Here is a 24,152-nt window from a genome sequence, read left to right as displayed (position 1 = left end):
ACCGCGCCGGACCGGCGGTGCCGGGCCCCCGGACGTGTCGGCGCCTTTACCAGGCATTTTTCCTGGACCATCCCATGGAGTTACCGAAGATCGAAAATCGGGTGGATCGCACCCCTAGAATCGTGCGATCGATACCCGGCAGGGGAGGTCCGTCGTGAGCGGTGAGCATCATCCGGAGTGGGTGATCGACCCCGAGACCCCCAGCGTCGCCCGGATGTACGACTACTACCTCGGCGGCAAGGACAACTTCGCCGCCGACCGCGCCGCCGCCGACCAGGTGGTCGCGGCCATGCCGAACGTCCTGGAGTTCACCCGCGCCAACCGCGCGCTGCTGTCGCGTGCCGTGACGATGATGGCCGCGCGCGGCGTGCGGCAGTTCCTCGACGTCGGGTCCGGGCTGCCGACGCAGGAGAACGTGCACGAGGTGGCGCAGCGGGCCGCGCCCGGCTCCCGCGTCATCTACGTCGACAACGACCCCATCGTCCTCGCGCACGCGCGGGCGCTGCTGGCCGACAACCCGCTGACCACCGTCGTCCAGGCCGACCTGCGCGAGCCGGAGACGATCATCGGCCACCCCGAGGTCAAGGCGCGGATCGACTTCGCGCAGCCGGTCGGGCTCCTGCTGCTGGCCATCCTGCACTTCATCCCGGACGAGGAGCGCCCCGCCGACATCGTGGCGCGGCTGCGCGCGCCGCTGGCGCCCGGCAGCTTCCTGGCCGTCACGCACGGCCACCGGGGCGAGGTCACGCAGGACGTCGAGGACCAGGTGCGCTCCGCCTACGGCAGGACCGGGGCCGGCGACATCATCCCGCGCGGGGCCGGCGAGGTGGCGGCGCTCTTCGCGGGCACCGAGCTGGTCGGCCCCGGCGTGGTGCAGGTCGCCGACTGGCGGGAGGACGCCGAGCCGTTCGGGTCCGACATGTCCCGGCCGGGGTTCCTCGCCGCCGTCGGACGGGTGGTGTGATGCTGCCGCTCGGGTTCCTGTTCAGCCGGGCGTTCAGCGAGGACCCGTACTCCGCCTACGCGGAGCTGCGGGCCTCCGGGCCGGTCCATCCGATCGACTTCCCCGAGGGGGCCACCGCGTTCCTGGTGGTCGACCACGAGCACGGCCGCGCGGCCCTGAGCGATCCGCGCCTGTCCAAGGACGTCGCGCACAGCGCCGTCCCGGTGAACGGCGAGCAGTTCTTCGGCGGCACCATGCTCGCCATGGACCCGCCCGACCACACCCGGCTGCGCGGGCTGATGGCCAAGGCGTTCACGTCCCGGCGGGTGGAGCGGCTGCGGCCCCGCGTCGAGGAGATCGCCGGCGGGCTGCTGGACGGCATCGCGGCGCGCGGCGCGGCGGACCTCATCGAGGACCTCGCCGTCCCGCTGCCGGTGCAGGTCATCTGCGAGCTGCTCGGCGTGCCCGCCTCCGACCGGGCCCGGTTCCGCGAGTGGACGGCCGTGCTGACCGTCCCGGCGCTGACCTCCGAGGCCCGCGCCCACCGCCGCGAGGTCGCCCGCGCCTTCAACGGCTACCTGACCGAGGTCATCGCCGAGCGGCGCGCCCGCCCGGAGGACGACCTGGTCAGCGCGCTGATCGGCGCCCGCGACGGGGACGCCGCGCTGACCGAACCCGAGCTGCTCGCCGCCATCGCGCTGCTGCTCATCGCCGGGCACGAGACCACGGTCAACCTCATCGGCAACGGCGTGCTCGCACTGCTCCGGGAGCCCGAGCAGGCGGAACTGCTCCGGGCCCGGCCCGAGCTGCTGCCGTCCGCGATCGAGGAGCTGCTGCGCTACGACGGCCCGGTCGAGCGGGCCAGCCAGCGCATCGCCCTGGAGGACCTGGAGATCGCGGGCACCTTCGTCCCGAAGGGCGCCTGGGTGCACGTCTCGCTCGGCGCGGCCGACCGCGACCCGGCCGTGTTCGACGACCCCGACCGGCTGGACGTGACGCGCGCCCCCAAGCGGCACGTCGCCTTCGGCCACGGGCTCCACTTCTGCCTCGGCGCGCCGCTGGCCCGCCTGGAGGGCCAGATCGCCATCGGCGGCCTGCTCGACCGCTTCCCGGACCTGGCCCTCGCCGTCCCGGCTGATGATCTGCGGCACCACCGCACCGGCTCCATCGTCAGAGGCCTGGTCGCCCTGCCCGTCCGCGTCTGATCCGTCACCACCAGCCGAACGCGAGCCAGGTGAGCAACGGCGCGATGGGGATCGAGACGAGGCCGTAGACCAGGAGCTGGCGGAACAGGCGGGGCCGCGCCGAGGGTTCGGCGGCGCCGAGGATCAGGCCGCCGGTGATGCCGAGCGGGTTGATGTCGACCAGCACCGAGGCCAGCGCGAGGGCGAGCACGCCGCCGACCGGGGACACGCCGTCGGCCACCAGCGGGGGCAGCAGCGGCATCGTCGTGATGAACACCGCGATGGAGCTGGCGGCGAACGAGGTCACCCCGGCGATGTAGCACAGCACCAGCAGGCTGAGCAGCGGCGATCCGCCCACCCTGAGCAGGTCGCTGATCTGCTTGAACGCGCCGAGGTGCTGCATCAGGCCGACGTAGGTCAGCAGGCCGCCGATCAGCAGGACGACGTTCCACGGGATCCGCGACAGGATCTCGCCGGACGGCAGCCGGAGCGCCAGTTGCAGCACCAGCGCCGCGGTCAGGCCGAGGTAGCCCACGTTCATGTCGAAGCCGACCGAGAGCGCGACGACCGCGAGCAGGCAGGCGACCGTCAGGGCGCGGGCCCCGGCCCCCTCGCGCGTGCCCGCCGGCGCCGGCGCGGCGGGGCCGTCCGAGGTGAGGGCCTGGGGCGGGGCGGTGATCCGGCCCGGCGGCACGGCGCCCGTGCGGGTGCCGACGACCAGCAGGGCCGCGCACACGACCAGCCCGGTGACCAGGCCGCCGAGCAGGAACGTCAGCGGCGCCGAGCCCGGCAGCGCGATGCCCTGCTTCTCGCTCAGCTCCCGCGCGGTGACGCCGTAGACGGCGAGCGGCGACAGCAGCCCGCCGATGATCCCGGTGATGCCGAGGACGGCGGCGATCAGCGGCGAGATCCGGTACCGGGCGGCGAAGCCCAGCGCGATCGGGGACACGATGGCGGTCGCGGCGGCGGGCAGCGTGCCGACCGCGGTGAGCACGGCGCCGATGACGAACGGGACCAGCACGATGAGCACGAGCCGCCCGCGGACGAGCCGCAGCAGCAGGTCGAGGAGCCAGTCCAGGGTGCCGTTGAGGTGGGCGACCGCGAACAGGGCGGTCACCCCGACGATCAGCACGAAGAAGTCGGCGGGGAAGAAGCCCGTCACCTCGTCGGTGGCGACGTCGGCGGCGAGGCCGAGCAGGAACGCGGCGGCGAGCGCGCCGAGCCCGAGGTCGAACGCGGGGAGAAGGGTCGCCGCGAACAGGGCGACCAGCACGATGATGGACAGGGTTGCCATTCAGACCACTCCTCGGTGGCGCAGATCGGCGATCTCCGGGTCCCCGAGCCCGGCGAGGTCGCGCAGTACTTCGGCGGTGTGCTCGCCGAGGGCCGGCGCGGCGCCGCCGATGACGGCGCCGAAGCCGGAGAAGCGGCCGGCCGGCGCCTGCATGAGGCGGCGGCGGCCGGTGCGCTCGTCCAGCACCTCCACCACCGACCCGCGGGCGCGGATGTGCGGGTCGGCGCAGATGTCGGCCGCCGAGTTCACCGGGCCCGCCGCGACCCCGGCGTCCCGCAGCAGCGCCATCAGCGGGTCGAGGTCGCGGGCGGCGACGAACGCGGCGACCCGCGCCTCGATCTCCTCGCGGTGCTCCAGCCGGGCGGTCATGGAGTCGTGGACGGCGAGGTCGGGGGCGTCCATGACCGCGACGAGCCGGCGCCACATCTGCTCGGTGGAGGCGGGCAGCGCCAGCCAGCGGCCGTCGCGGGTCCGGTAGAGGCTGTTCGGGCTGATGTGCGGGTTCTGGTTGCCCTGGCGCCCACGGCTCTCGCCGGTGGCGCCGTACTCGACGATGAAGTCCTCCATCATCCGCAGCAGCGGCTCGTAGAGGGGGATGTCGGCGAGTTGCGCCTCGCCGGTGCGGTCGCGCTGCCGCAGGGCGAGCATGGCCGCGAACGCGGCGTAGACGCCGGTGACGCCGTCGGCCACGGGGTAGCCCGCGAAGACCGGCGGCCGGTCCGGGTCGCCGGTCCGGTGGGTGAGGCCCGCGAACGCCTCCGCGACGCGGGCGAAGCCGGGCCGGTCGGCGTAGGGGCCGGTGCGCCCGAACGCGCTCACGTGCACCATCACCAGGTCCGGCCGGTACGTCCGCAGGTCGTCGAAGTCGATGCGGAAGCGGCGCAGCGCCGCCGGGCGGAAGTTGGTCACCACGACGTCCGCGGCGGCGGCCAGCCGCCCGACGAGGTCCGCCGCCTCGGGGCGGTGCAGGTCGATCGTGACGCTCCGCTTGGCGCGGGCCAGCATCGCCCAGGCGGCCGACTCGCCGTCCTCCAGTGGCGGGTAGCGGCGCGCCGGGTCGCCCTCGACGGGATGCTCGATCTTGATCACCTCGGCGCCGAACTCGCCGAGCAGCGAGGACGCCAGGGGGCCGGCCAGGATCGTCGACACGTCCAGGACGCGCACTCCGCTCAGCGGACCGTCAGGCACCGGGGATTCCTTTCACGGGCGGACGTTCGGGCAGGTCGCATAACCGACCTACGGAACAATGCACCGGCGGCGACCTGCCGGGGAAGACGCGTTCTCCGCTCACGGGTGAAAGGTTCTGCTTCTATAGTCGACCGATGCGTGTCGAACGGGCGCGGTACTTCCTGGCCGCCGTCGAGACCGGGTCGCTGCGCGCGGCCGCCGCCCGGTGCGGCGTCAGCCAGCCCGCGATCGGGCAGCAGATCGGGCTGCTGGAGGAGGAGCTCGACGTCGTCCTGCTCACCCGCGGCCGGCACGGCGTGCGGCCGACACCGGCCGGCCAGGCGCTGATCGAGCCGCTCGGCCGGCTCGTCGCCGCCGAGGACGCGGTGCGCGCGTCGGCGATGGAGACGAGCGGCGCCTACCGGGGCCGGGTCCAGATCGGCGGCGTCTCGGTGGCCGCGGAGACGATCATCGCCCCAGTGGTGGGGCGGCTGCGGGAGCGGCATCCGGGGCTGCGGTTCGGCGTCCGCGAGGGCGCCTCGGGCGCGATCGAGGACGCCGTGCTCGACGGCGAGCTGGACTTCGGGGTCGTCACCATGCCGCAGAGCCCGGCGGCGCCGAGGCTGAGCAGGACGCCGCTCGTCTCCGCCCCGCTCGGGATCTTCGTCCGCACCGATCATCCGCTCGCCGGGCGCGGGCAGGTCCACTGGCGCGACCTCGGGACCTGGCCGATCGTCACCATGCGGGCGGGCACGGTGATGTGGGAGACGCTGCACCGGCACGTCGCCGAACCCGACGTCGTCGTCCAGGCCATGTCGGCGCGCACCGTCAAGGTGATGGTCGCGCAGGGGGCCGGGCTCGGCGTCCTCGCCCGCTTCCCCACCTCGGCCGACATCGCGGGCCTGGTCTGGCTGCCGCTGCGGGACGCGCCGCCCGTCCAGCTGTGCCTGACCCAGCGGCGGGACGGGCGGCCCTCGCCGTCCGCGCTCATCGTCCGGCGGCTCATCCGCGCGGAGGCGGACGGGCTCGCCGGACGCGGGGCGGAGCCGCCCGGGGTCAGCTGATCGCGCAGGTGTCGACCACGTTCCCGGACGTCCGGCGCGGGACGGTCGTGCTCGGCGGGGGCGCCTGGCCGCCGCGCGGGGCCGTCCAGCGTTCGAGGGCGTCGAACGCCGTCCGCATGCAGGGCAGCAGCGGGCGCATCCGGTCCGGGAACATGTCGTATTCGAGGTCCAGGTGGGAGGCGCCCTCGATCCGGTAGTAGCGGTGCAGCGCGCCCCGGCCCTGCTCCCTGATCTTGCGGTCGTAGGCGTCGCCGTGGACCTTGATCGGCAGGAGCGTGTCCAGGGTTCCCTGCACCGTGATCAGCGGCTTGCCGATGCGGCCGGTCATCCCGAGCCGCTTCACCGCCCTGTGGACGCTCTTGGGACGCGCGTAGTAGCGGTAGTCGGTGTCGCAGTTCGGCGTGCCGCTCTCGCAGTAGGGGACGCCCGCCTCCAGGGCGCCGTCGTAGGCCGGGTCGACCTCCTCGCGGTAGATGCGCTGCGTGTTGTCCCAGAGGACGCTGTAGTTGAAGTCCCACAGGAACTCCGAGCCCGGGGCGAAGCCGGCCTTCAGCATCGCGGCATGCGCGGCCGGGTCGCCGGTCGCCGCGTACTTCGGGTAGGTGCGCAGCGCCACCGGCAGGTAGACCAGCGCGTTGTTGCCGCCGTCGCGCGGCCAGTACGTGCCTTCGGAGTCGAGTCCGCCGTCGTACAGCTCGGGGTGGTCTTCCAGGGCCTTGCGGACGAGTTGGCCGCCGTTGGAGATGCCGGCGGCGTACGTCCTGCGCAGGGGCCTGCCGTAGTGGCGGGCCACGGTCGTCTTGGCGGCGACGGTGAGCTGTGTCATCCGGCGGTACCACTCGGCTATGGCGTCGCCGGGGCGGCGGCCGTCCTTGAAGAACGTCGCGCCGTTGTTGCCCTTGTCGGTGGAGGCGAACGCGTACCCCTTCGCCAGCACCCAGTCGGAGATGGTGAAGTCGTTGGCGTACTGGAGCCGCGTCCCCGGCGCCCCGGAGACCACCAGCCCGCCGTTCCACCGCTCCGGGAGCCGGATCACGAACTGGGAGTCGTGGTTCCAGCCGTGGGTGGTGTTGAACGAGGAGTCGTCCCGGAAGTAGCCGTCGATCTGGACGCCCGGCACGCCGCTCGGGTTCTTCGTGGCGGCCGCGTGCAGTCCCGTCCACTGGGCGGGGACGGTGTGGCCGGAGGCGACCGTGCCGGCGGTGGTCAGGTCGTCCAGGCAGGCGGCGACCTGCCGCTGCGCACCGGGGACGCGGACCCGGTCCATGCGGGCGCAGCGGGCGTCGGCCTGCGCGGACGGGACGGCCACCGCGACCAGGGGGACGGCCAGCAGCGGCCCCAGCAGGGCCGAGACGACGCAGGATCTGCGGACGACGGGCATGTGCGGCCTCCGGGGGGCGGGACGGGGCTCGCCGGTCGGCCCCGTGCGAGAAGCCATGCTGAGCGACCGGCGGACGGCGGGGCCACGTTCCCGAGCACACTCTTGGCCCGCGTCCTGTGGTGCCTCGGGCCTGCCGATGTGCGCGGCCTCATAGCGGAGCGCCCGAATATGTGCCCGGTCACCTGGTTCGCCGCCCCGGCCGCCGCCTAGCGTTCACGGTCACGGCGGCCCGGGTGTGGCGCGGGTCACGCCATGACGCGTGAGGAGGGCGGATGGGCGATCCCGTCCCGCAGGCCCCGGCTCCGGCCCCGGTTTTGGAGGCGCGGGGTCTGGTCCGGGAGTTCCGCGGTTTCCGGGCGGTGGACGGTGTGGACCTGGATGTGGGGGAGGGGTCCGTGCACGCGCTGGTGGGGCCGAACGGTGCGGGCAAGACGACGTTGTTCAATCTGCTGACGGGGTTTTTGAAGCCGAGCGCGGGCAGTGTGCGGCTGGGGCGGCATGAGCTGGCGGGGCGGAGTCCGGAGGCGATCACCCGGCTCGGTGTGGCGCGCTCGTTCCAGATCACCAGCCTGTTCGCCGAGCAGACCCCGCGCCGGCACATGGAGCTGGCGCTGGCGAGCGGCACCGGCCTCGGCTGGCGGTTCTGGCGCTCGGACCGGGCGCTCGACCGCTTCGCCGGGCGCGCCGGGGAACTCCTCGCCCAGGTCGGGCTGGAGGAGCAGGCGGACGTCCCGGCGGGCTCCCTGTCGTACGGCAGCAAGCGCGCGCTGGAGTTGGCGCTCGCCCTGGCCCTCGACCCCAAGGTCCTGCTGCTGGACGAGCCGACCGCCGGCATGGGAGTGGAGGACGTGGAACGCACCATCGCCCTCGTCCGCAAGATACGGGCCGGGCGGACGGTGGTTCTGGTCGAGCACAACATGAGCGTGGTGGCGAGCCTGGCGGACCGGGTGACGGTGCTTCAGCACGGTCAGGTCCTGGTCGAGGGGCCGTATGCCGAGATCCGTCATGACCCGCGTGTGGTCACTGCCTATCTGGGGGACTCCCATGCTGCGCGTTGACGGACTGTCGGCCTGGTACGGCGAGGCGCAAGCCCTGCGTGATGTGTCCCTGCACGTTGACAAGGGCGAGATCGTGACGCTCGTCGGACGCAACGGCGCCGGCAAGACCACGCTCCTGCGCTGCCTGATGGGACTGCACGGCTCCCAAGGCAGAACCACGGGCACGGTCACGCTGAGCGGCGAGGACATGCGTGCCTTGAGCCCGCATAAGCGCGCCCGACGCGGCCTTGGTTACGTGCCGGACGACCGTGGCATCTTCGCCACGCTCTCGGTCGAGGAGAACCTCACGCTGCCGCCGCGCATGGGCTCGGACCCGTGGTCGCTGGAGCGGGTGTACGAGACGTTCCCGCGGTTGAAGGAGCGGCGGCGGTTCCCCGGGACGAAGCTGTCGGGCGGTGAGCAGCAGATGCTCGCGCTGGCGCGGGTGCTGCGGACGGGCGCGCAGCTGCTGCTGTGCGACGAGCCGACCGAGGGCCTGTCGCCGCTGATCGTCCAGCAGATCGGCGACATCCTCCGCGAGGTCAAGGCAGCCGGGGTGACCGTCCTGCTGATCGAGCAGAACGTGCACTTCGCCGCCACCGTCGCCGACCGCCACTACCTGCTCGCCGAGGGCCGGGTCGTCGAGTCGCTCGACAGCGGCCAGGTCCGCGAGCGCGAGCACGAACTTCTCGACTACCTCGGGATCTGACCGTGCCCCCGAAGCCGACTCGCCGAACCGTTGGGAACAGAGGAGACGCCTGAATGAGGATCATGGGCTGGAGCTGCGGCCTGGCCGCGACCGGGCTGCTGCTGGCGGGGTGCGCGGGCGGGCCGGGCGGGAGCGGAGGCAAGATCAGCGACGGCAAGGTGGTGCTGGCCGTTCTGAACGACGCGTCGGGCATCTACGCCGACACCTCCGGCCGCGCGACCGTCGAGGCGGTCAGGATGGCGGTCGCCGACTACCGGGCGAAGTACGGCGGCAAGGCGGTGGCCGAGAAGATCGAGGTCGAGGCCGCCGACCACCAGAACAAGCCGGAGATCGCCAACTCCAAGGCGCAGGAGCTCTACGACCGCAAGAAGGCCGACCTCATCGTGGACGTCCCGACCTCGTCCGCGGCCTTCGCCGTCGCCACCATCGCGAAGAACAAGAAGAAGGTGTTCATCGACGTCGGCGCCGCCAGCACCGAGCTGGAGGGCAAGCAGTGCAACAAGTACACCTTCCACTACGGCTACAACAGCTACATGCTCGCCAACGGGACGGGCTCCGAGGTCACCAAGGACGGCCTGAAGAACTGGTACATGGTCTACCCCGACTACGCGTTCGGGCAGGACATGCAGAAGACGTTCGGCACGGCCATCAAGGGCGCCGGCGGGACGGTGGTCAAGAGCGATCCGACGCCGTTCCCGAACGACAACTTCTCCACGTTCCTGCTGAAGGCGCCCAACCTCGACCCCAAGCCGCAGGTCATCGGCACCATGCACGCGGGCGGTGACCTGGTCAACCTGGTGAAGCAGTACAACGAGTACAAGCTGCGCGACAAGGGCGTCCGCCTCGCGGTCGGGCTGCTGTCCCTCAGCGACATCCACTCGCTCGGACCGGACGCGCTGGCCGGGGTCCAGCACACCGACATGTGGTACTGGAACCTCGACGAGAGGTCCCGCGCGTGGGCCGACAAGTTCCAGGCCAAGACCGGTAAGCGCCCCACGTCCAACATGGGCGCCAACTACTCGGCCGCCCTGCAGTACCTGGAGGCCGTGCAGCGCGCCGGCACCGACAAGCCGGACGAGGTGGTCGCGCAGCTGGAGGGCGCCAAGATCGACGACATGTTCGCGCGCAACGCCACCATCCGCGCCGCGGACCACCTGCTGCTGCACGACGCATACCTGTCGCAGGTCAAGCCGGCGAGCGAGGTCAAGGAGCCCTGGGACTACGAGAAGGTCCTCAAGACCGTCCCGGCGGCGGAGGCGTTCCAGCCGCAGCCGGACCCGGCCTGCAAGCTGTGAGGCGGGTCTGACGTGCTGCAACAGGCGTTCAACGGCCTGGTGGGCGGGGCGTTCTACGCCCTGCTCGCCCTCGGCCTGGCCGTCATCTTCGGAATGCTCGGCGTCGTCAACCTCGCCCATGGCGCGTTCTACATGCTCGGCGCGTTCGGGGCGTTCATCGCGCTGGACTCGCTCGGCCTGAACTTCTGGCTGGCGCTCGTGGTGGTGCCGCTGGCGCTGGGCGCGGCGGGAATCGTCCTGGAGCGGGCGTTCATCCGGCGGCTGACCCCGCTGGATCCGCTCTACAACTTCCTGTTCACGTTCGGGCTGGCGCTCATCTTGCAGGACCTGGTGAAACGGCAGTACGGGGTCAACTCCCAGCCGTACCCCAGGCCGTCCCAACTCGGCGGCACGGTGAACCTGGGGTTGTTCACCTATCCGGCGTATCAGGTGTTCGTTCTAGGTGCGTCCGTGCTGGTGTGCGGTGGAGTGTGGGTGGTGCTGACCCGTACCCGGGTGGGGATGATCGTGCGTGCGGCGACCGAGAAGCCGGAGTTGTCGCGGGCGCTGGGCATCGATGTGGGCCGGTGGGTGACGCCGGTGTTCGGGTTCGGGATCGCGCTGGCCGGGTTCGCCGGGGTGCTGGCCGCGCCGATGCGGGCGGTGAACCCGCTGATGGGGTCCGATCTGATCATCACCGTGTTCGCGGTGGTGGTGATCGGCGGGCTGGGGTCGGTGTTCGGGTCGGTCGCGGCCGGGTTCGCGGTCGGGCTGGTGTCGGCGCTGGGCAACTACTACGTGCCGTCGCTGTCGCAGACGCTGGTGTTCATCCTGATGGCCGCCGTGCTGCTGTGGCGCCCGGCCGGCCTGTTCGGACGCGAGGAGGCGCTGTGATCCTCTCCAAGCTCGCCGGACGGCCCGTCCTGCTCGCGGCCGGGCTGCTGGCGGCGCTCGCGCTGCCCTGGTTCATCTACCCGCCGGTCGCGCTCGACATCGCCTGCTGGGCGCTGTTCGCCGCCGCCGTCGACCTCCTGCTCGGCTTCACCGGCCTGCTCTCGTTCGGCCACGCCGCCTTCTGGGGCGGCTCCGCCTACGCGACCGGCCTGATCGCCCTGCACTCCGGACTGCCGTTCCCCGTCGCGATCATCGGCGGCGCGGTGTTCGCGGCGCTGCTGGCCGTCCCGATCGGTTTCCTGTCGGTGCGCCTGACCGGCATCTACTTCGCGATGGTCACGCTCGCCTTCGCGCAGATGGTCTACTTCATCGCCAACCAGTGGCGGGACGCGACGGGCGGCGAGAACGGCCTGCAAGGCATCCCCAGGGAGCTGTTCGGTCTCGACCTGTCCGAGCCGTTCTACTTCTACTACGCGGGCCTGCCGTTCGTCCTGGCGGGGATGTTCGCCGCCTGGCGGATCGTCAGGTCGCCGTTCGGGCGCGTGCTGGTGTCCATCCGCGACAACCCGAACCGGGCACGCGCCCTCGGTTATCCCGTGGACCGCTACCGGCTGCTGGCCTTCGTCCTGTCAGCCGGGCTCTCCGGCCTGGCCGGGGGCGTGTTCGCCATCGGCCACGGGTTCGCGTCCCTCGAAGGGGTGTACTGGACGACGTCCGGGCAGGCCGTGATGATGGTCGTCCTCGGCGGCATCGGCACGCTGTGGGGCGGCGCGATCGGCGCGGCGCTGGTCGTCCAGCTCCAGGACTACCTGGCCACCGCCGGGTTCCAGGAGACGGGGATCGTCACCGGACTGATCTTCATCGTGATCGTGCTGCTGTTCCGCCGCGGCATCTGGGGGACGGCCCGGCACCTGCGGGCGGTCCGGCGGGGCCGGCGTCAGCGGGCGACCATCCGCAGGGCCAGGCCGGCGTAGAACTCGCCGAGCCGCTCCGGGGTGTCGGGGCCGTCGAGCCGGTACCAGCGGACGAGGTCGATGCTGAGCGACAGCATCGCGCGCGTGACCCGCTTGACGTCGACCGGCGCGAACGACCCGTCGGCGACACCGCGCGCGACGGCGTCGCGGAAGAACGCGTTGGTCCGGTGGCGCAGCTCCAGCACCTCGTCGTAGTGCTCGGCGGTGAGGCCGGTGAGTTCGAACTGGCACACGCGGGCGGCCACGTGGTGGCGCGCGTGCCAGGCCGTGTACGCGGAGACGACGGCGCCGAGCCGGTCCGCCGCGTCGTCGGCTCCGCTGACCGACGGGTCCTGGACGCGGGCCAGCACCCGCTCGTGGCCGGCCCTGATGATCTCGTAGAGGACCAGTTCCTTCGACGGGAAGTGGACGTACAGCGCGGCCGGGCTGAGCCCGACGCCCTCGGCGATGTCGCGGGTGGTCGTGGCGTGGTAGCCGTTGGCGGCGAAGCACCGCACCGCCGCGGTCAGCAGGCCGCGCGGCACCGCGCCGAGGCCGGCCCGCCACAGCTCGGGCGAGTGGTCGCGCAGGCGGGGATCGTCCGCCAGGTCCCGGGCGGTGAAGCGGGCCTGCCGTCTGGCCATCGCGTCCCCCGCCTCCTCCCGGCGCGGCCGGGCGCTCTTGACAGCGGCATCCTACTCGGTGACTATGCGCTTACTCATTTCCCGAGCATCAGCAAGCGGAAGCGAGGGGTCGTGGCAGGGCGCAGTTTTCTCCGGCTTCTCGTGGACGGCGCACCGCTGCCCCGGTACGACGACGTCCTGCGCGGCGCGGTGGCCGCCGCCGCCTCGCCCGAGGAGATCGAGCATCTGCAGGCCGAGCACACGCTCGCGCTCCGGCTGCGCGACACGCTGGAGAAGCAGCGCGCCCGCCAGGAGCAGCAGCGGGCGCTGGTGGAGTGCGCGACGGAGCTGGCGCAGGACCGCGGCGACCCCGACGCGATCCTCACCCTGATCGTGAGCCGGGCGCAGCGGCTGCTCGGCTGCGACATGGCCTACCTCAGCCTGAACGACGACGCGGACCGGTCGACCCGGATGCGGGTGATGGTCGGTGCGACGTCCTCGGCGTGGAAGGACGTCCGGATCCCGTTCGGGGTCGGGGTCGGCGGCCGGGTCGCCGCCACCGGCACGCCGTTCTCGACGTCCGACTACTTCAGCGACGAGCGGCTGGCGCACGACGCCGCCGTGGACGCCTCGGTCCGCGCGGAGCGGCAGGTGTCGATCGTGGGGGTGCCGCTGCGCGCCGGCGCCGTCCTCGGCGTGCTCTTCGCCTCCAACCGCAGCCCGGGGCCGTTCCCGCACGACGCGATCGCGCTGCTCGGCTCGTACGCCGTCCTCGCCGCGACCGCGATCGAGCAGGCCCGGTCGCGGCACGGCAAGGACCAGGAGCTGGCGGCGCTGCGGCTGGCGAACGCGGCGCTGCGCCGGCGGACGGTCGCCGAGGAGCGGGCGTTCGCGGCGCACGACCGGACCATGGACATCGTGCTGCGCGGCGGCGGCGTGCAGGAGGTCGTGACCGCGGCGGGCGACCAGCTCGGCGGCGTGCTCGCCGTGTTCGACGAGTTCGAGCAGCCCGTCGCCTGGACGCCGGGCGCGTCCGACGAGGCGCTGAAGGAGATGTCGGGCGCGGCGGGCGGCGGCTTCGGCGGGCCTGCCGGCGGCGTCCACGACGGGACGTACTGGGCGACGGGCCTGGAGGCGGGCACCGAGCGGCTCGGCGCGCTGGTCTGGGCGCCGCCGGACGCCGCCGCCGGGATCGGCGACCTGGACGGGCGGCTGCTCGGCCGCGCGGCCGTCGTCGCGTCCCTGCTCCTGCTGTTCGGCCGCAACCTCGCCGCCGCCGAGGCCAGGGTGCGCGGCGAGCTGCTCGACGACCTGCTCACGCCGAACCCCCGCACCTACTCCTCGCTCGCCGAGCGCGCGCTGCGGATCGGCTTCCAGCCGCAGAAGCGGCACGCGGTCGTCGTCGCGCACATCCGGGCGGAGAACCGGCGCGGCCTGGCCTCCGCGGCGTCCGACCTCGCCGCCGCCCGCGACGGCCTGAGCACCGTGCGGGACGGGCGGGCCGTGCTGGTCGTCCCGTCCGACGACCCGTCGCTGACGGGCCGCCGGATCGCGCGCTCGATGGCGGCGCGCCTCGGGTCGCCGGTCACCGTCGGCGCCGCCGGACCGGTGGACGACCCGGCCGACCTGCCCGCCGCCTACGCCGAGGCGCTGGCCTGCGCGCACGCCCTGCTCCGGCTCGACCGGGCGGGCACCGCCGCCACGGCCGGCGACCTCGGCTACGCCGGCCTGCTGCTCGGCGACGGCGCGTCCGCGACCGGGTTCGTGGAGCGGACGCTCGGCCCGGTCATCCGGCACGACGCGCAGCGCGGGGCGATGCTGGTGGAGACCCTCGGCACCTACTTCGCCACCGGGCAGAGCCTCGTCGCCAGCGCGAAGCGGCTGCACATCCACCCGAACACCGTCACCCAGCGCCTCGACCGGGTCAAACGCCTGCTGGGCGTCGACTGGAACAGCCCGGACCACACCCTCGAAGTGCAGCTCGCGCTGCGGCTGCACCGGCTCGGCCGCGCCCTCGACGCCTGACCCGGCCCGGGGCTCCGCTCAGTAGCGGTTGGTCTCGGCGTCGACGGCGAGGTCCGCGTCGATCTGCTCGGCGGAGACGCCCTTGAGGTCGATCTGGTCCTTCATGATGCGGCCGAGCGTCGGCAGCTCCGCGCGGTCGGGCCAGGTCTCGGGCCGCCACAGGGACGAGCGCAGGAACGCCTTCGCGCAGTGCATGTAGAGCTCGTCGACCTCGACGAGGAGGGCGAGGCGCGGGCGCCGGCCCTTGACGGCCAGGTCGTCGAAGAACGGGGCGTCCGAGACGAGCGTCGCGCGGCCGTTCACGCGCAGCGTCTCGTTCATCCCCGGCACGAGGAACAGCAGCCCGACGTGCGGGTTGCGCAGCACGTTGCGGAAGCCGTCGACGCGGTGGTTGCCGGGGCGGTCGGCGATCGCGAGGCGGTGGTCGTCCAGCACCAGGACCGACCCGGCCGGGTCGCCCTTGGGGGAGACGTCGCAGGTGCCCTCCGCGTCCGACGTCGCCAGCAGGACGAGCGGCGAATGGGCGATCAGCGTGCGCGCGTGCTCGTCGATGCGGCCGATGTCCTTGTCCCAGATGACCTGCGACGGCTCCCGCACGATCTCCCGGAGCTCGGCCTCGCTCCGCACCGCGCGAATCTCAGAGGGCTGCATCCGACGAACTATAAGGTAAGGCTAACCAAAAGGGAGGGGCGAGGCCGTGGAGGAGACCCGCACGCTGCCCGCCCTCGCCGCCGGGCCGGTCGAGATGCCGTTCGCCATCATGTGCTGGAGCGAGGACTTCGACCGCGACGTCACCTGGAACGAGCACTCCCACCCCTTCCACGAGCTGCTGTGGAACGAGCGGGGCGCGTCCACGGCCGAGGTCGCCTCCCGGGTCTGGACGGTCACCCCGGCGCTCGGCCTGTGGATGCCCGCCGGCACGCTGCACTCGGGCGCCGCGGCGGCCGGCACCCGCTGCCGGGCGACGTTCTTCGGCTTCGACGCCGTGTCCCCGATCGCCGCGACGCCCGTCTCGGTGGAGATCACCCCGCTGCTGCGGCTGCTGCTGGAGCGGCTCGCCGAGCCGGGCCTGCCGGCCGGGTCGCGGGCGGTGACCGAGGCGATGGTGCTCGACGTGCTCACCCCGTCCGAGCACGAGCTGCTGCTGCGGATGCCGGTGTCGGAGCTGCTGCGCCCGATCGCCGACGCGGTCCGCGCCGACCCGGGCGACCGGCGGACGCTGGCGGACTGGGCGTCCCGCCTCGGCGTGAGCCGCCGCACGATCACCCGCGCGTTCAACGCCGAGACCGGCACCAGCTTCGGGCGGTGGGTGGCGATCGCGCGGGCCCGGCACGCGGTCGCGCTGCTCAGCCGGGGCTGGGAGATCGAGGCCGTGGCGGAGGAGGTCGGCTACCGCTCGGTCAGCGCGTTCGGCGTGGCGTTCCGGCGGGCGACCGGGCTGACCCCGGGGACGTTCCGGGGGCGGTGAGCCGCGGCTCCGTCCGCGCTCCCGTGTCCCGATCGCGATAACGGGTGTCCCAAACGGGTGATTGCGACATTCCGCCCATCCACTCTAAGGTTCGGGCCAAGGCAAGGCTTACCTAACTAATTCCCGGCCTGCCGCTTTCCCGACATGGAGCACGGAGTGAAACGTCTGCACAGCCTTCGCATCGCCGCCGCGGTGGCCGTCCTGGTGGGCGGCCTTGTGGCCTGCGGTGACTCGTCCGAGACGGCCAAGGAGGCGGGCGCGGACGGCGGGTCGGGCAGCGCCTTCCCGATGACGATCAAGCACGCGCTCGGCACGGCCACCATCAAGGAGAAGCCGAAGCGGGTCGCCACGGTCAACTGGGCCAACCACGAGGTGCCGCTGGCCCTCGGCGTCGTCCCGGTCGGCATGGCCGCCGCGAACTTCGGCGACGACAACGGCGACGGCGTCCTGCCGTGGGTGGAGAAGCGCCTCAAGGAGCTGAACGCCAAGACGCCCGTCCTGTTCGACGAGACCGACGGCGTCGACTTCGAGGCCGTCGCCGACACCAAGCCGGACGTCATCCTCGCCGGCTACTCGGGCCTGACCAAGCAGGACTACGACACCCTCAGCCAGATCGCCCCCGTCGTCGCCTACCCGGACGCGCCGTGGGCGACGCCGTGGCGCGAGGTCGTCCGCATGAACGCCAAGCCGCTCGGGCTCGCCGCCGAGGGCGAGAAGCTCATCACCGGCATCGAGGGCGACATCACGACGGCCGTCGCGAAGTACCCGCAGCTCAAGGGCAAGTCGGCGATGTTCATGACGCACCTCGACCCGAACGACGTCAGCCAGATCGGCTTCTACACGACGCACGACACCCGCACGCTGTTCTTCGAGGACCTCGGGATGACGTTCCCGAAGAGCATCGTGGACGCGTCCAAGGGCACCGACAAGTTCGCGCTGACGCGCAGCTCCGAGCAGATCGACATCTTCGACGACGTGGACATCATCGTCGGGTACGGCGATGCCAAGCTGGCCGCGAAGGTGACCAAGGACCCGCTCCTGTCGAAGATCCCCGCGGTGAAGCGCGGCTCGATGTACCTGATGTCGGGCACGACGCCGGCGGGCACCGCCGCCAACCCGACCCCGCTCGCGATCTCGTGGGTCCTGGAGGACTACGTGAAGGCCCTGGCCGCGGCAGCGGACAAGGTCAAGTGACGACGGTCGCAACCGAACGTCCGCCGGACGCCGCGCTCGTGCGGCGTCCGGCGCGCGTGCGCGTGCTGTGGCTGGTCGCCGCGGGCGCGGTCCTGGCCGCCGTGATGGCGGCCTCCGTCGTGCTCGGCTCGCGCGACGTCTCGCTCTCGGACGTCTGGGCCGCGCTCGGCGGCGCGGACGACACCATCGAACGGGCCGCCGTCGCGAAGCGGATCCCGCGCACGCTCCTCGCGGTGCTGCTCGGCGCCGCGCTCGCCCTGTCCGGCGCCGTCATGCAGGGCGTGACCCGCAATCCGCTGGCCGACCCCGGCATCCTCGGCGTCAACATGGGCGCGTCGCTCGCCGTCGTCATCGGCGCCGCCTATTTCGGGCTCACCTCGCCAGTCGGGTACATCTGGGTCGCGATGGCGGGCGCCGCGGTCACGGCGGGGTTCGTCTACGGGGTCGGGTCGCTCGGGCGCGGCGGCGCCACGCCCCTGAAGGTCGCGCTCGCCGGCGCCGCGACGTCGGCGGCGTTCGCGTCGCTGGTCAGCGCCGTCGTGCTGCCCCGCAACGACATCGCCGGGGGCTTCCGGCTGTGGCAGGTCGGCGGGGTCGGCGGCGCCTCCTACGAGCGGATCGGGCAGGTGCTGCCGTTCCTGCTCGCCGGTCTCGCGGTGTGCCTGCTGTCGGCGCGGTCGCTGAACTCGCTCGCGCTCGGCGACGAGGTCGCGGCCGGGCTCGGCGAGCGCGTCACCCTGATCCGCGCCACGGCCTCGCTCGGCGCCGTCGTGCTGTGCGGTGCGGCGACCGCCGTCGCCGGGCCGATCGCCTTCGTCGGCCTCATCGTCCCGCACGCCTGCCGGCTGCTCGTCGGCGTCGACCACCGCTGGCTGCTGCCGGCGTCCGTGCTCGCCGGCGCGGCGCTGCTCACCGCCTCCGACGTGGTCGGGCGCGTGGTGGCGCGGCCCCAGGACATCGAGGTCGGCATCGTCACGGCGGTCATCGGCGCGCCGTTCTTCATCCACATCGTCCGCAGCCGGAAGGTGCGTGAGCTGTGACCGCCCTCGCTCCCGCCCCCGCCGCCGTCCGGGCCGTCGCGAGCGGCCGCCGCAGGCGCGCGGCCCGGCGCCGCGCCCTCGTCGGGACGCTGGCGGCGCTGGTCGTCGCGGGGTTCGCCGTCACGCTGATGGTCGGGCAGACGTTCTACCCGCCCGGCGACGTGCTCCGCGTGGTCTTCGGCGAGCAGGTGCCCGGGGCGTCGTTCACGGTCGGGCGGCTCCGGCTGCCGCGCGTCGTCCTCGCCGTCGCCGCCGGGTTCGCGTTCGGGCTCGGCGGCGTCACGTTCCAGACGCTGCTCCGCAACCCGCTGGCGAGCCCCGACATCATCGGGATCAGCGCCGGGGCGAGCGCCGCCGCGTCCATCGCGATCGTCGTGTTCTCCCTGGGCGGGACGCAGGTGTCGGTGTTCGCGATCGTCTCCGCGCTGGGCGTCGCGCTGCTGATGTACGTGCTGGCGTTCCGGGACGGCGTGGTCGGCACGCGGCTCATCCTGATCGGCATCGGGGTCGCCGCGATGGGCGAGGCCGTCACCTCCTACGTGCTGTCGCGGGCGGGGGAGTGGGACCTCCAGGAGGCCACGCGCTGGCTGACCGGCAGCCTCAACGGCACGACGTGGGAGCAGGTCGTGCCGACCGTCGCGGCGCTGGCCGTCCTCACGCCGGCCCTGCTGTTCCTGGCGCGGGACCTGTCGGCGCTGCGGCTCGGCGACGACACCGCGTCCGCGCTCGGGGTCCGCGTCGAGCGCACCCGCATCGCGGTGATCGTCGCCGCCACCGGTCTGATCGCGTTCGCCACGGCGGCCGCCGGGCCGATCGCGTTCGTGGCGTTCCTGTCCGGCCCCATCGCGGCCCGCCTGATCGGGACGGGCGGCTCCCCGCTGCTGCCCGCCGGGCTCGTCGGCGCCCTGCTGGTGCTGACCGGCGACTTCATCGGCCAGTTCGCGTTCGACACCCGCTACCCGGTCGGCGTCGTCACCGGCGTCCTCGGCGCGCCGTACCTCGTCTACCTGATCGTCCGCACCCACCGTGCCGGAGGCTCGCTGTGACCACGTCCCACTCCCTGGCGGCCGAGGGCCTCAGCCTCGGCTACGGCGACCGCGCCGTCATCGACTCCCTCGACCTGGCCGTGCCGCCCGGCGAGATGACGGTCATCGTCGGCGCGAACGCCTGCGGGAAGTCGACGCTGCTGCGCTCCCTGTCCCGGCTGCTCGCGCCCCGCACGGGCCGGGTCGTGCTGGACGGCCGGGAGGTGCACCGCATGCCCGCCAAGGAACTCGCCCGCACGCTCGGGCTGCTGCCGCAGTCGCCGGTCGCCCCCGAGGGCATCACGGTGCTCGACCTCGTCAGCCGGGGCCGCCACCCCCACCAGGGCGTCTTCTCCCGGTGGAAGACCGAGGACGACGCCGCCGTCGCCGCCGCCCTGGCGGCCACGCGGACCGCCGACCTCGCCGACCGCGCCGTCGACGAGCTGTCCGGCGGGCAGCGGCAGCGGGTGTGGATCGCGATGGCGCTGGCCCAGCAGACCGACCTGCTGCTGCTGGACGAGCCCACCACCTTCCTCGACGCCAGCCACCAGATCGAGGTCCTGGACCTGCTCACCGACCTGAACCGCGACCGCGGCACCACGATCGTGATGGTCCTGCACGACCTCAACCTCGCCGCCCGCTACGGCGACCACCTCATCGCCCTCGCCGGCGGCCGGCTGCACGCCTGCGGCGCCCCGGCCGACGTCCTCACCGAGGAGGTCGTGCGCACCGTCTTCGACCTGGACAGCCGCATCATCGAGGATCCGGTCTCCGGGCGCCCCCTGATGCTCCCCATCGGCCGCCACCACACCCACCCCACCGCAGCACGGGCGGAGCGCTAGCCGGCGAAGGCCGCCGGGGGCCCGGCTACTCCACGAGCTTGCCGTCGGACGAGACGTCCCGCATCAGCGCGGCGATCTCCGCCGGGATCGGCGCGATCTCCTCGCGCTCCAGCTTGCCGGGCCCCGACCAGACCAGGTTGACCTGGAGCGACTCGTCCAGCGCCGGGTAGTCGGAGCGGTTGTGGCAGCCCCGGGTCTCGCGCCGCTCCAGCGCCGCCTCCATCGTCGCCCGCGCCGCGAGGACGGTGGACTTCAGGCCGAAGGCGTGCGCGAGGTCCTGGTAGCCCGCGTTGTCGGGGTGGACGCCGATGCCGCCGCTGCGCGCTTCGAGGGCGTCCAGCTCCGCCAGCCCGGTGCGCAGGCCCATCTCGTCGCGGACGACGCCGCAGTGCTCGGTCATGATGTCGCGGGCCGCGCGCTGCAGGGACCGGACGTTCTCCGGGCCGTCGCAGGCCGGCAACTCGTCGACCTCGTGCCGCGCGGCGGCGAGCGCGTCCGCGGACCGGCGCTGCGCCCGGAGCCCGGCCGAGTGCGCGGCCGCCGCCGTCAGCCGCCGCTCAGAACCGTCCATGCCCGTTCATCCCCTCGTCAGCCGCCGGCCCCGGGTGGCGCGGATGCGGCGCCGCTCGCTCGGCGTCGTCCCCGCCCAGATGCCGTGCGGCTCTCCCGTGGCCAGCGCCCATTCCAGGCAGGGGCCCGCGACGGGGCAGGCGGCGCAGAGCCGGCGGATCGGTGCGATCTGCGTCGTGTACACCGCCTCGCGGGACACCGGGAAGAACAGTTCGGGGTCGAGCGACCGGCACGACGCCGACTCGGACCAGTGGTTCGTCATCGTTGCTCCAGGGCCGTTCACGTCTCTGCGCCATCCACGGTCGCCGGGACGGGGGCGCGCGGTACCCGGGTGCGTGCCTGGGAGGGACCCTGGGCGGCGCCCGGCCCGGGGGCCGGTGATCGACGCGGATGTGTCACGGGTGCCCGGCCTATCCGGTCGTTGTGTCGTGATGCCCCGTCCAGACGGGGTGGCCGGAGTGGGGATGGCGGAGGTGCAGCCTTGTGGACAGCATGAGCCTGATGACGGTGGACGAACGGCCTGACGCCGAGTCGCCACTGGAGCCGCGGACGGGACGGCGGGGGCTCGTCCGCGTGCGGGCGGACCTCCCCGCGGTCGCCTCGGACGTGCAGGTCAGCTGGGGTGACGGCGGTTCCCGCCAGGTGCTGCAGGGGCGCCGGGAGGAGCGCGCGAGGCTCGCCGAGGTGCTCGATGCCGCCCGCGGCGGCGAGAGCCGGGCCCTGGTGCTGACCGGCGAGCCGGGCGTCGGCAAGACGGCGCTGCTGAACCACCTGGCCGCCGGGGCCCGCGGGTTCGAGGTCTCGCGCGTCGCCGGCGTCCAGGCGGAGATGAAGCTGGCGTTCGCCGGGCTGCACCGGCTGTGCGCGCCGATGGCCGACCGGCTCGCCGGCCTGCCCGCGCCGCAGCGCGACGCGCTCCGGACCGCGTTCGGCATGAGCGCGGGCCCCGAGCCCGACCACTTCCTCGTCGGGCTGGCCGTGCTCGGGCTGCTGGCGGAGACATCGCGGGAACGGCCGCTGCTGTGCCTCGTGGACGACGCCCAATGGCTCGACTCCGCGTCGCTGGAGGTCCTGGCGTTCGCCGCCCGCAGGCTGCGCAACGACGCGGTGGCGATCGTCCTGGCGAACCGCGTGCCCGGCTCGGCGCCCGCGCTGACGGGGCTGCCGGAGCTGGTCGTCGCGGGGCTGGCCGTCCAGGACGCGCGGGCGCTGCTGACGGCGGCCGTGCCGGGCCCCTGGGACGCGCAGGTGCTGGAGCGGATCGCCGACGAGACGGGCGGCAACCCGCTGGCGCTGCTGGAGATGGCCGGTGAGGCGTCGGCGGCGGAGTTCGCGGGCGGGTTCGGCCCGCCCGGCCCCGGCGCCACCGACGGCCGGATCCAGGACATCTACCGGCGGCGGGTGGCGCGGCTCGCGCCCGGCACGCGGATGCTGCTGCTGGTGGCGGCGGCGGAGCCGGGCGGCGACCCGGTGCCGCTGTGGCGCGCCGCGGACCGGCTCGGCATCGCCATCGAGGCGGTGACCCCGGCGGTGTCGGCCGGGCTGTGCCGCATCGGCGACCGGGTCCGGTTCCGGCATCCGCTGGTGCGCTCGGCCGCCTACTGGACGGCGTCGCCGCAGGAGCGCGGCCGCGCGCACGGCGTGCTGGCCGAGGTCACCGACCCCGGTGCCGACCCGGACCGGCGCGCCTGGCACGCCGCGCAGGCCGCCGCCACCCCCGCCGAGGACCTCGCGGCCGGGCTGGAGGACGCGGTCGGCCGGGCCCGCGCGCGCGGCGGCGCGGCCGCGGCGGCGGCGTTCCTGGCCCGCGCCGTCGAGCTGACCCCGGACCCGGCCCGGCGCCGGGACCGCGCCCTGGCCGCGGCGCAGGCGGCGCACCAGGCCGGGGCGGCGCGCGCCGCGTCGCGGATGCTGTCCATCGCCGAGGCGGGCACGCTCGACCGGGGCCGGCGCGGCCGGGCCGAGCTGCTGCGCGCCCGGATCGCGGTCACCGCCGACCCCGGCGCCGCGGCCCCGCTGCTGCTCGGCGCCGCCCTGCGGCTCCGGCCGCAGGACGCGCCGCTCGCCCGCGACGCCCACCTGGAGGCGATCGGCGCGGCGATCCTCGCCGGCGGGCCGGCGGGCGAGGCTCCGGCGGCGGCGGCAGCGGCGGCGCGGTCGGCGCCGCCCCCGCCGGCCCCGCCGCGCCCCGGCGACCTGCTCCTGGACGGGATGGCGCGCTGCCTCACCGACGGCCTCGCCGCGGGGGCGGCCGCGCTGCGGACGGCGGCCGACGCCTTCCGCGCCCCGAACCTGCCGGACGAGGACGGCCTCCAGTGGGGCTGGCTCGCCGGCGTGGCCGCCGCGACGCTGTGGGACTACGGCACGTGGGACGCGCTCACCGACCGGTACGTCCGGCTCGTCCGGGGAGCGGGCCGGGCCGGGGAGCTGCCGCTGGCGCTGACCGCGCGGATCGCCGCGAAGGTCCTCGGCGGCGACCTGGCCGCCGCGGCGGCGCTGGTCGCCGAGGCGGAGACGGTGTCCGAGGCGACCGGGAACGCGCGGTCGCCCTACGGCGCGCTGATGCTGGCCGCCTGGCAGGGCCGGGAGGCGGGGACGGCGGCGCTGGCCAAGGCCGTCGCCGCCGAGGCCGCCTCCCGCGGCGACGGGCACGGGCCCGTCCTCGGCGCCTGGGCCACCGCCGTGCTCTGCAACGGGCTCGGCCGGTACCAGGACGCGCTGGCCGCCGCGGCCGGGTGCGCGGGGGACGGCCCGGCGGACGTGGCCACCGAGACGTGGGTGCTGCCCGAGTGCGTCGAGGCCGCCGTGCGGGGCGGCGCGCCGCAGCGGGCCGCCGCCCCGCTGCGCCGGCTGGAGGTCCTCGCGCGGACCGCCGGCACCGACTGGGCGCTCGGGCTCCACGCGCGCTCGCGGGCGCTCACCGGCACCGGCGCCACCGCCGAGGAGGACTACCGGGAGGCGATCGACCGGCTCGGCCGGACCCGGCTGCGCGGCGAGCTGGCCCGCGCCCACCTGCTCTACGGCGAATGGCTGCGCCGCGGGCGGCACCGGCGGCCGGCCCGCGAGCAGCTGCGGACCGCGCACGAGGCGTTCACCGAGATGGGCATGGGCGCCTTCGCCGAGCGGGCCGCCCGGGAGCTGTCGGCCACCGGGGAGCACGTCCGCAGGCGCGCCGCCGACACCGGCCGCGAGCTCACCGCGCAGGAGGCGCAGATCGTCCGGCTGGTCCGGGAGGGGCTGACCAACCCCGAGATCGGCGCGCGGATGTTCATCAGCCCCCGCACCGTCGAGTGGCACCTGCGCAAGATCTTCGCCAAGCTCGACGTGACCTCGCGCAAGCAGCTGCAGCCGCACGCGTCCGGAGCGTAGCGGACGTTTCCGGGCACTCTGGGCGCGTCTCGGCGGGTCCCGGCGAGTCTCCCCGAGTCCCACTGACCGAGACGATCCGGCGGACCCCGGCGCAAA

22 protein-coding genes are annotated in these 24,152 nt (G+C 73.9%); 15 read left to right on the top strand and 7 right to left on the bottom strand.

Annotation, left to right across the window (positions count from 1 at the left end; translation table 11 throughout):
• Positions 1-154: 154 nt before the first annotated feature.
• Positions 155-964 (top strand): SAM-dependent methyltransferase, encoded by an 810-nt coding sequence (locus HUT06_RS33155; RefSeq protein WP_254715512.1) that lies wholly within the window; start codon positions 155-157, stop codon positions 962-964.
• Positions 964-2,148, top strand: a complete 1,185-nt coding sequence (locus HUT06_RS33150; protein WP_176199300.1) for a cytochrome P450 — start codon at positions 964-966, stop codon at positions 2,146-2,148. The genes HUT06_RS33155 and HUT06_RS33150 overlap by 1 nt, the downstream gene beginning before the upstream one ends.
• Before the next feature lie 4 nt (positions 2,149-2,152).
• On the opposite strand, the gene HUT06_RS33145 is transcribed toward HUT06_RS33150, so the two are convergent.
• A complete protein-coding gene (locus HUT06_RS33145) occupies positions 2,153-3,421 on the bottom strand; it encodes an SLC13 family permease (RefSeq protein ID WP_176199299.1) in 1,269 nt (422 codons plus the stop codon).
• Positions 3,422-4,609 (bottom strand): CaiB/BaiF CoA-transferase family protein, encoded by a 1,188-nt coding sequence (locus HUT06_RS33140; protein ID WP_176199298.1) that lies wholly within the window; start codon positions 4,607-4,609, stop codon positions 3,422-3,424. It lies immediately after the preceding gene.
• A 134-nt stretch (positions 4,610-4,743) separates the two neighbouring features.
• Between HUT06_RS33140 and HUT06_RS33135 the strand changes: the two genes are divergently transcribed.
• Positions 4,744-5,652: a LysR family transcriptional regulator gene (locus HUT06_RS33135; protein ID WP_176199297.1), complete on the top strand. Its 909-nt coding sequence runs from the start codon at positions 4,744-4,746 to the stop codon at positions 5,650-5,652.
• On the opposite strand, the gene HUT06_RS33130 is transcribed toward HUT06_RS33135, so the two are convergent.
• The gene (locus HUT06_RS33130; RefSeq protein WP_176199296.1) at positions 5,645-7,033 is read right to left on the bottom strand and encodes a tannase/feruloyl esterase family alpha/beta hydrolase; all 1,389 of its coding nucleotides are present in this window, start codon (positions 7,031-7,033) and stop codon (positions 5,645-5,647) included. The two genes, HUT06_RS33135 and HUT06_RS33130, sit on opposite strands and share 8 nt — an antisense overlap.
• Before the next feature lie 272 nt (positions 7,034-7,305).
• Between HUT06_RS33130 and HUT06_RS33125 the strand changes: the two genes are divergently transcribed.
• The 5 genes from HUT06_RS33125 to HUT06_RS33105 are packed head-to-tail and all read left to right on the top strand — an operon-like array spanning position 7,306 to position 11,921.
• Complete coding sequence (locus tag HUT06_RS33125; RefSeq protein WP_176199295.1) at positions 7,306-8,091, top strand: ABC transporter ATP-binding protein; 786 nt, start codon at positions 7,306-7,308, stop codon at positions 8,089-8,091.
• Positions 8,078-8,779, top strand: a complete 702-nt coding sequence (locus HUT06_RS33120) for an ABC transporter ATP-binding protein (RefSeq protein WP_176199294.1) — start codon at positions 8,078-8,080, stop codon at positions 8,777-8,779. Before HUT06_RS33125 ends, HUT06_RS33120 begins: the two co-directional genes overlap by 14 nt.
• Positions 8,780-8,832: 53 nt before the next feature.
• A complete protein-coding gene (locus HUT06_RS33115) occupies positions 8,833-10,074 on the top strand; it encodes an ABC transporter substrate-binding protein (RefSeq protein WP_176199293.1) in 1,242 nt (413 codons plus the stop codon).
• A gap of 12 nt (positions 10,075-10,086) precedes the next feature.
• The gene (locus HUT06_RS33110) at positions 10,087-10,947 is read left to right on the top strand and encodes a branched-chain amino acid ABC transporter permease (protein ID WP_176199292.1); all 861 of its coding nucleotides are present in this window, start codon (positions 10,087-10,089) and stop codon (positions 10,945-10,947) included.
• Positions 10,944-11,921: a branched-chain amino acid ABC transporter permease gene (locus tag HUT06_RS33105; RefSeq protein ID WP_217711563.1), complete on the top strand. Its 978-nt coding sequence runs from the start codon at positions 10,944-10,946 to the stop codon at positions 11,919-11,921. The genes HUT06_RS33110 and HUT06_RS33105 overlap by 4 nt, the downstream gene beginning before the upstream one ends.
• Here the strand turns inward: HUT06_RS33105 and HUT06_RS33100 are convergent.
• Entirely contained in the window at positions 11,885-12,544 is a 660-nt protein-coding gene (locus tag HUT06_RS33100) for a TetR/AcrR family transcriptional regulator (protein WP_176199290.1), read from the bottom strand. The two genes, HUT06_RS33105 and HUT06_RS33100, sit on opposite strands and share 37 nt — an antisense overlap.
• A 141-nt stretch (positions 12,545-12,685) precedes the next feature.
• Here HUT06_RS33100 and HUT06_RS33095 point away from each other — a divergent pair, with 141 nt between their 5' ends.
• Positions 12,686-14,548: a helix-turn-helix domain-containing protein gene (locus HUT06_RS33095; RefSeq protein WP_176199289.1), complete on the top strand. Its 1,863-nt coding sequence runs from the start codon at positions 12,686-12,688 to the stop codon at positions 14,546-14,548.
• 18 nt (positions 14,549-14,566) lie between these two features.
• Here HUT06_RS33095 and HUT06_RS33090 read toward each other — a convergent pair whose 3' ends face one another.
• Positions 14,567-15,199: a pyridoxamine 5'-phosphate oxidase family protein gene (locus tag HUT06_RS33090; protein WP_176199288.1), complete on the bottom strand. Its 633-nt coding sequence runs from the start codon at positions 15,197-15,199 to the stop codon at positions 14,567-14,569.
• 46 nt (positions 15,200-15,245) lie between these two features.
• Here HUT06_RS33090 and HUT06_RS33085 point away from each other — a divergent pair, with 46 nt between their 5' ends.
• The 5 genes from HUT06_RS33085 (at position 15,246) to HUT06_RS33065 (ending at position 20,117) form a co-directional block, all read left to right on the top strand.
• Positions 15,246-16,016: an AraC family transcriptional regulator gene (locus HUT06_RS33085; RefSeq protein ID WP_254715511.1), complete on the top strand. Its 771-nt coding sequence runs from the start codon at positions 15,246-15,248 to the stop codon at positions 16,014-16,016.
• A 156-nt stretch (positions 16,017-16,172) separates the two neighbouring features.
• The gene (locus HUT06_RS33080) at positions 16,173-17,210 is read left to right on the top strand and encodes an iron-siderophore ABC transporter substrate-binding protein (RefSeq protein WP_254715510.1); all 1,038 of its coding nucleotides are present in this window, start codon (positions 16,173-16,175) and stop codon (positions 17,208-17,210) included.
• A complete protein-coding gene (locus HUT06_RS33075) occupies positions 17,207-18,250 on the top strand; it encodes an iron ABC transporter permease (RefSeq protein WP_176199286.1) in 1,044 nt (347 codons plus the stop codon). Before HUT06_RS33080 ends, HUT06_RS33075 begins: the two co-directional genes overlap by 4 nt.
• A complete protein-coding gene (locus tag HUT06_RS33070) occupies positions 18,247-19,296 on the top strand; it encodes an iron chelate uptake ABC transporter family permease subunit (RefSeq protein WP_176199285.1) in 1,050 nt (349 codons plus the stop codon). The genes HUT06_RS33075 and HUT06_RS33070 overlap by 4 nt, the downstream gene beginning before the upstream one ends.
• Positions 19,293-20,117, top strand: coding sequence for an ABC transporter ATP-binding protein (locus HUT06_RS33065; protein ID WP_176199284.1), 825 nt, complete (start codon positions 19,293-19,295; stop codon positions 20,115-20,117). The genes HUT06_RS33070 and HUT06_RS33065 overlap by 4 nt, the downstream gene beginning before the upstream one ends.
• 25 nt (positions 20,118-20,142) lie before the next feature.
• Here the strand turns inward: HUT06_RS33065 and HUT06_RS33060 are convergent, their stop codons facing one another.
• Both HUT06_RS33060 and HUT06_RS33055 read right to left on the bottom strand, forming a co-directional pair.
• Complete coding sequence (locus tag HUT06_RS33060; RefSeq protein WP_176199283.1) at positions 20,143-20,688, bottom strand: hypothetical protein; 546 nt, start codon at positions 20,686-20,688, stop codon at positions 20,143-20,145.
• A gap of 6 nt (positions 20,689-20,694) precedes the next feature.
• Positions 20,695-20,949 (bottom strand): WhiB family transcriptional regulator, encoded by a 255-nt coding sequence (locus tag HUT06_RS33055; RefSeq protein ID WP_176199282.1) that lies wholly within the window; start codon positions 20,947-20,949, stop codon positions 20,695-20,697.
• A gap of 239 nt (positions 20,950-21,188) precedes the next feature.
• Here HUT06_RS33055 and HUT06_RS33050 point away from each other — a divergent pair, with 239 nt between their 5' ends.
• Positions 21,189-24,056, top strand: a complete 2,868-nt coding sequence (locus HUT06_RS33050; protein ID WP_176199281.1) for a LuxR family transcriptional regulator — start codon at positions 21,189-21,191, stop codon at positions 24,054-24,056.
• Positions 24,057-24,152 lie beyond the last annotated feature (96 nt).

Origin of the sequence: Actinomadura sp. NAK00032 (assembly GCF_013364275.1) — a bacterium.
GTDB lineage: Bacteria > Actinomycetota > Actinomycetes > Streptosporangiales > Streptosporangiaceae > Spirillospora.
This window is presented reverse-complemented; position numbering and strand designations above follow the sequence as displayed.

What these genes read in the sequence shown, in the direction of transcription:
- HUT06_RS33150 (WP_176199300.1), top strand. Translation starts at nt 964, where the DNA reads ATGCTGCCGCTCGGGTTCCTGTTCAGCCGGGCGTTCAGCGAGGACCCG.
- HUT06_RS33145 (WP_176199299.1), bottom strand. Translation starts at nt 3,421, where the DNA reads ATGGCAACCCTGTCCATCATCGTGCTGGTCGCCCTGTTCGCGGCGACC.
- HUT06_RS33135 (WP_176199297.1), top strand. Translation starts at nt 4,744, where the DNA reads ATGCGTGTCGAACGGGCGCGGTACTTCCTGGCCGCCGTCGAGACCGGG.
- HUT06_RS33130 (WP_176199296.1), bottom strand. Translation starts at nt 7,033, where the DNA reads ATGCCCGTCGTCCGCAGATCCTGCGTCGTCTCGGCCCTGCTGGGGCCG.
- HUT06_RS33125 (WP_176199295.1), top strand. Translation starts at nt 7,306, where the DNA reads ATGGGCGATCCCGTCCCGCAGGCCCCGGCTCCGGCCCCGGTTTTGGAG.
- HUT06_RS33120 (WP_176199294.1), top strand. Translation starts at nt 8,078, where the DNA reads ATGCTGCGCGTTGACGGACTGTCGGCCTGGTACGGCGAGGCGCAAGCC.
- HUT06_RS33115 (WP_176199293.1), top strand. Translation starts at nt 8,833, where the DNA reads ATGAGGATCATGGGCTGGAGCTGCGGCCTGGCCGCGACCGGGCTGCTG.
- HUT06_RS33100 (WP_176199290.1), bottom strand. Translation starts at nt 12,544, where the DNA reads ATGGCCAGACGGCAGGCCCGCTTCACCGCCCGGGACCTGGCGGACGAT.
- HUT06_RS33090 (WP_176199288.1), bottom strand. Translation starts at nt 15,199, where the DNA reads ATGCAGCCCTCTGAGATTCGCGCGGTGCGGAGCGAGGCCGAGCTCCGG.
- HUT06_RS33060 (WP_176199283.1), bottom strand. Translation starts at nt 20,688, where the DNA reads ATGGACGGTTCTGAGCGGCGGCTGACGGCGGCGGCCGCGCACTCGGCC.
- HUT06_RS33055 (WP_176199282.1), bottom strand. Translation starts at nt 20,949, where the DNA reads ATGACGAACCACTGGTCCGAGTCGGCGTCGTGCCGGTCGCTCGACCCC.
- HUT06_RS33050 (WP_176199281.1), top strand. Translation starts at nt 21,189, where the DNA reads ATGACGGTGGACGAACGGCCTGACGCCGAGTCGCCACTGGAGCCGCGG.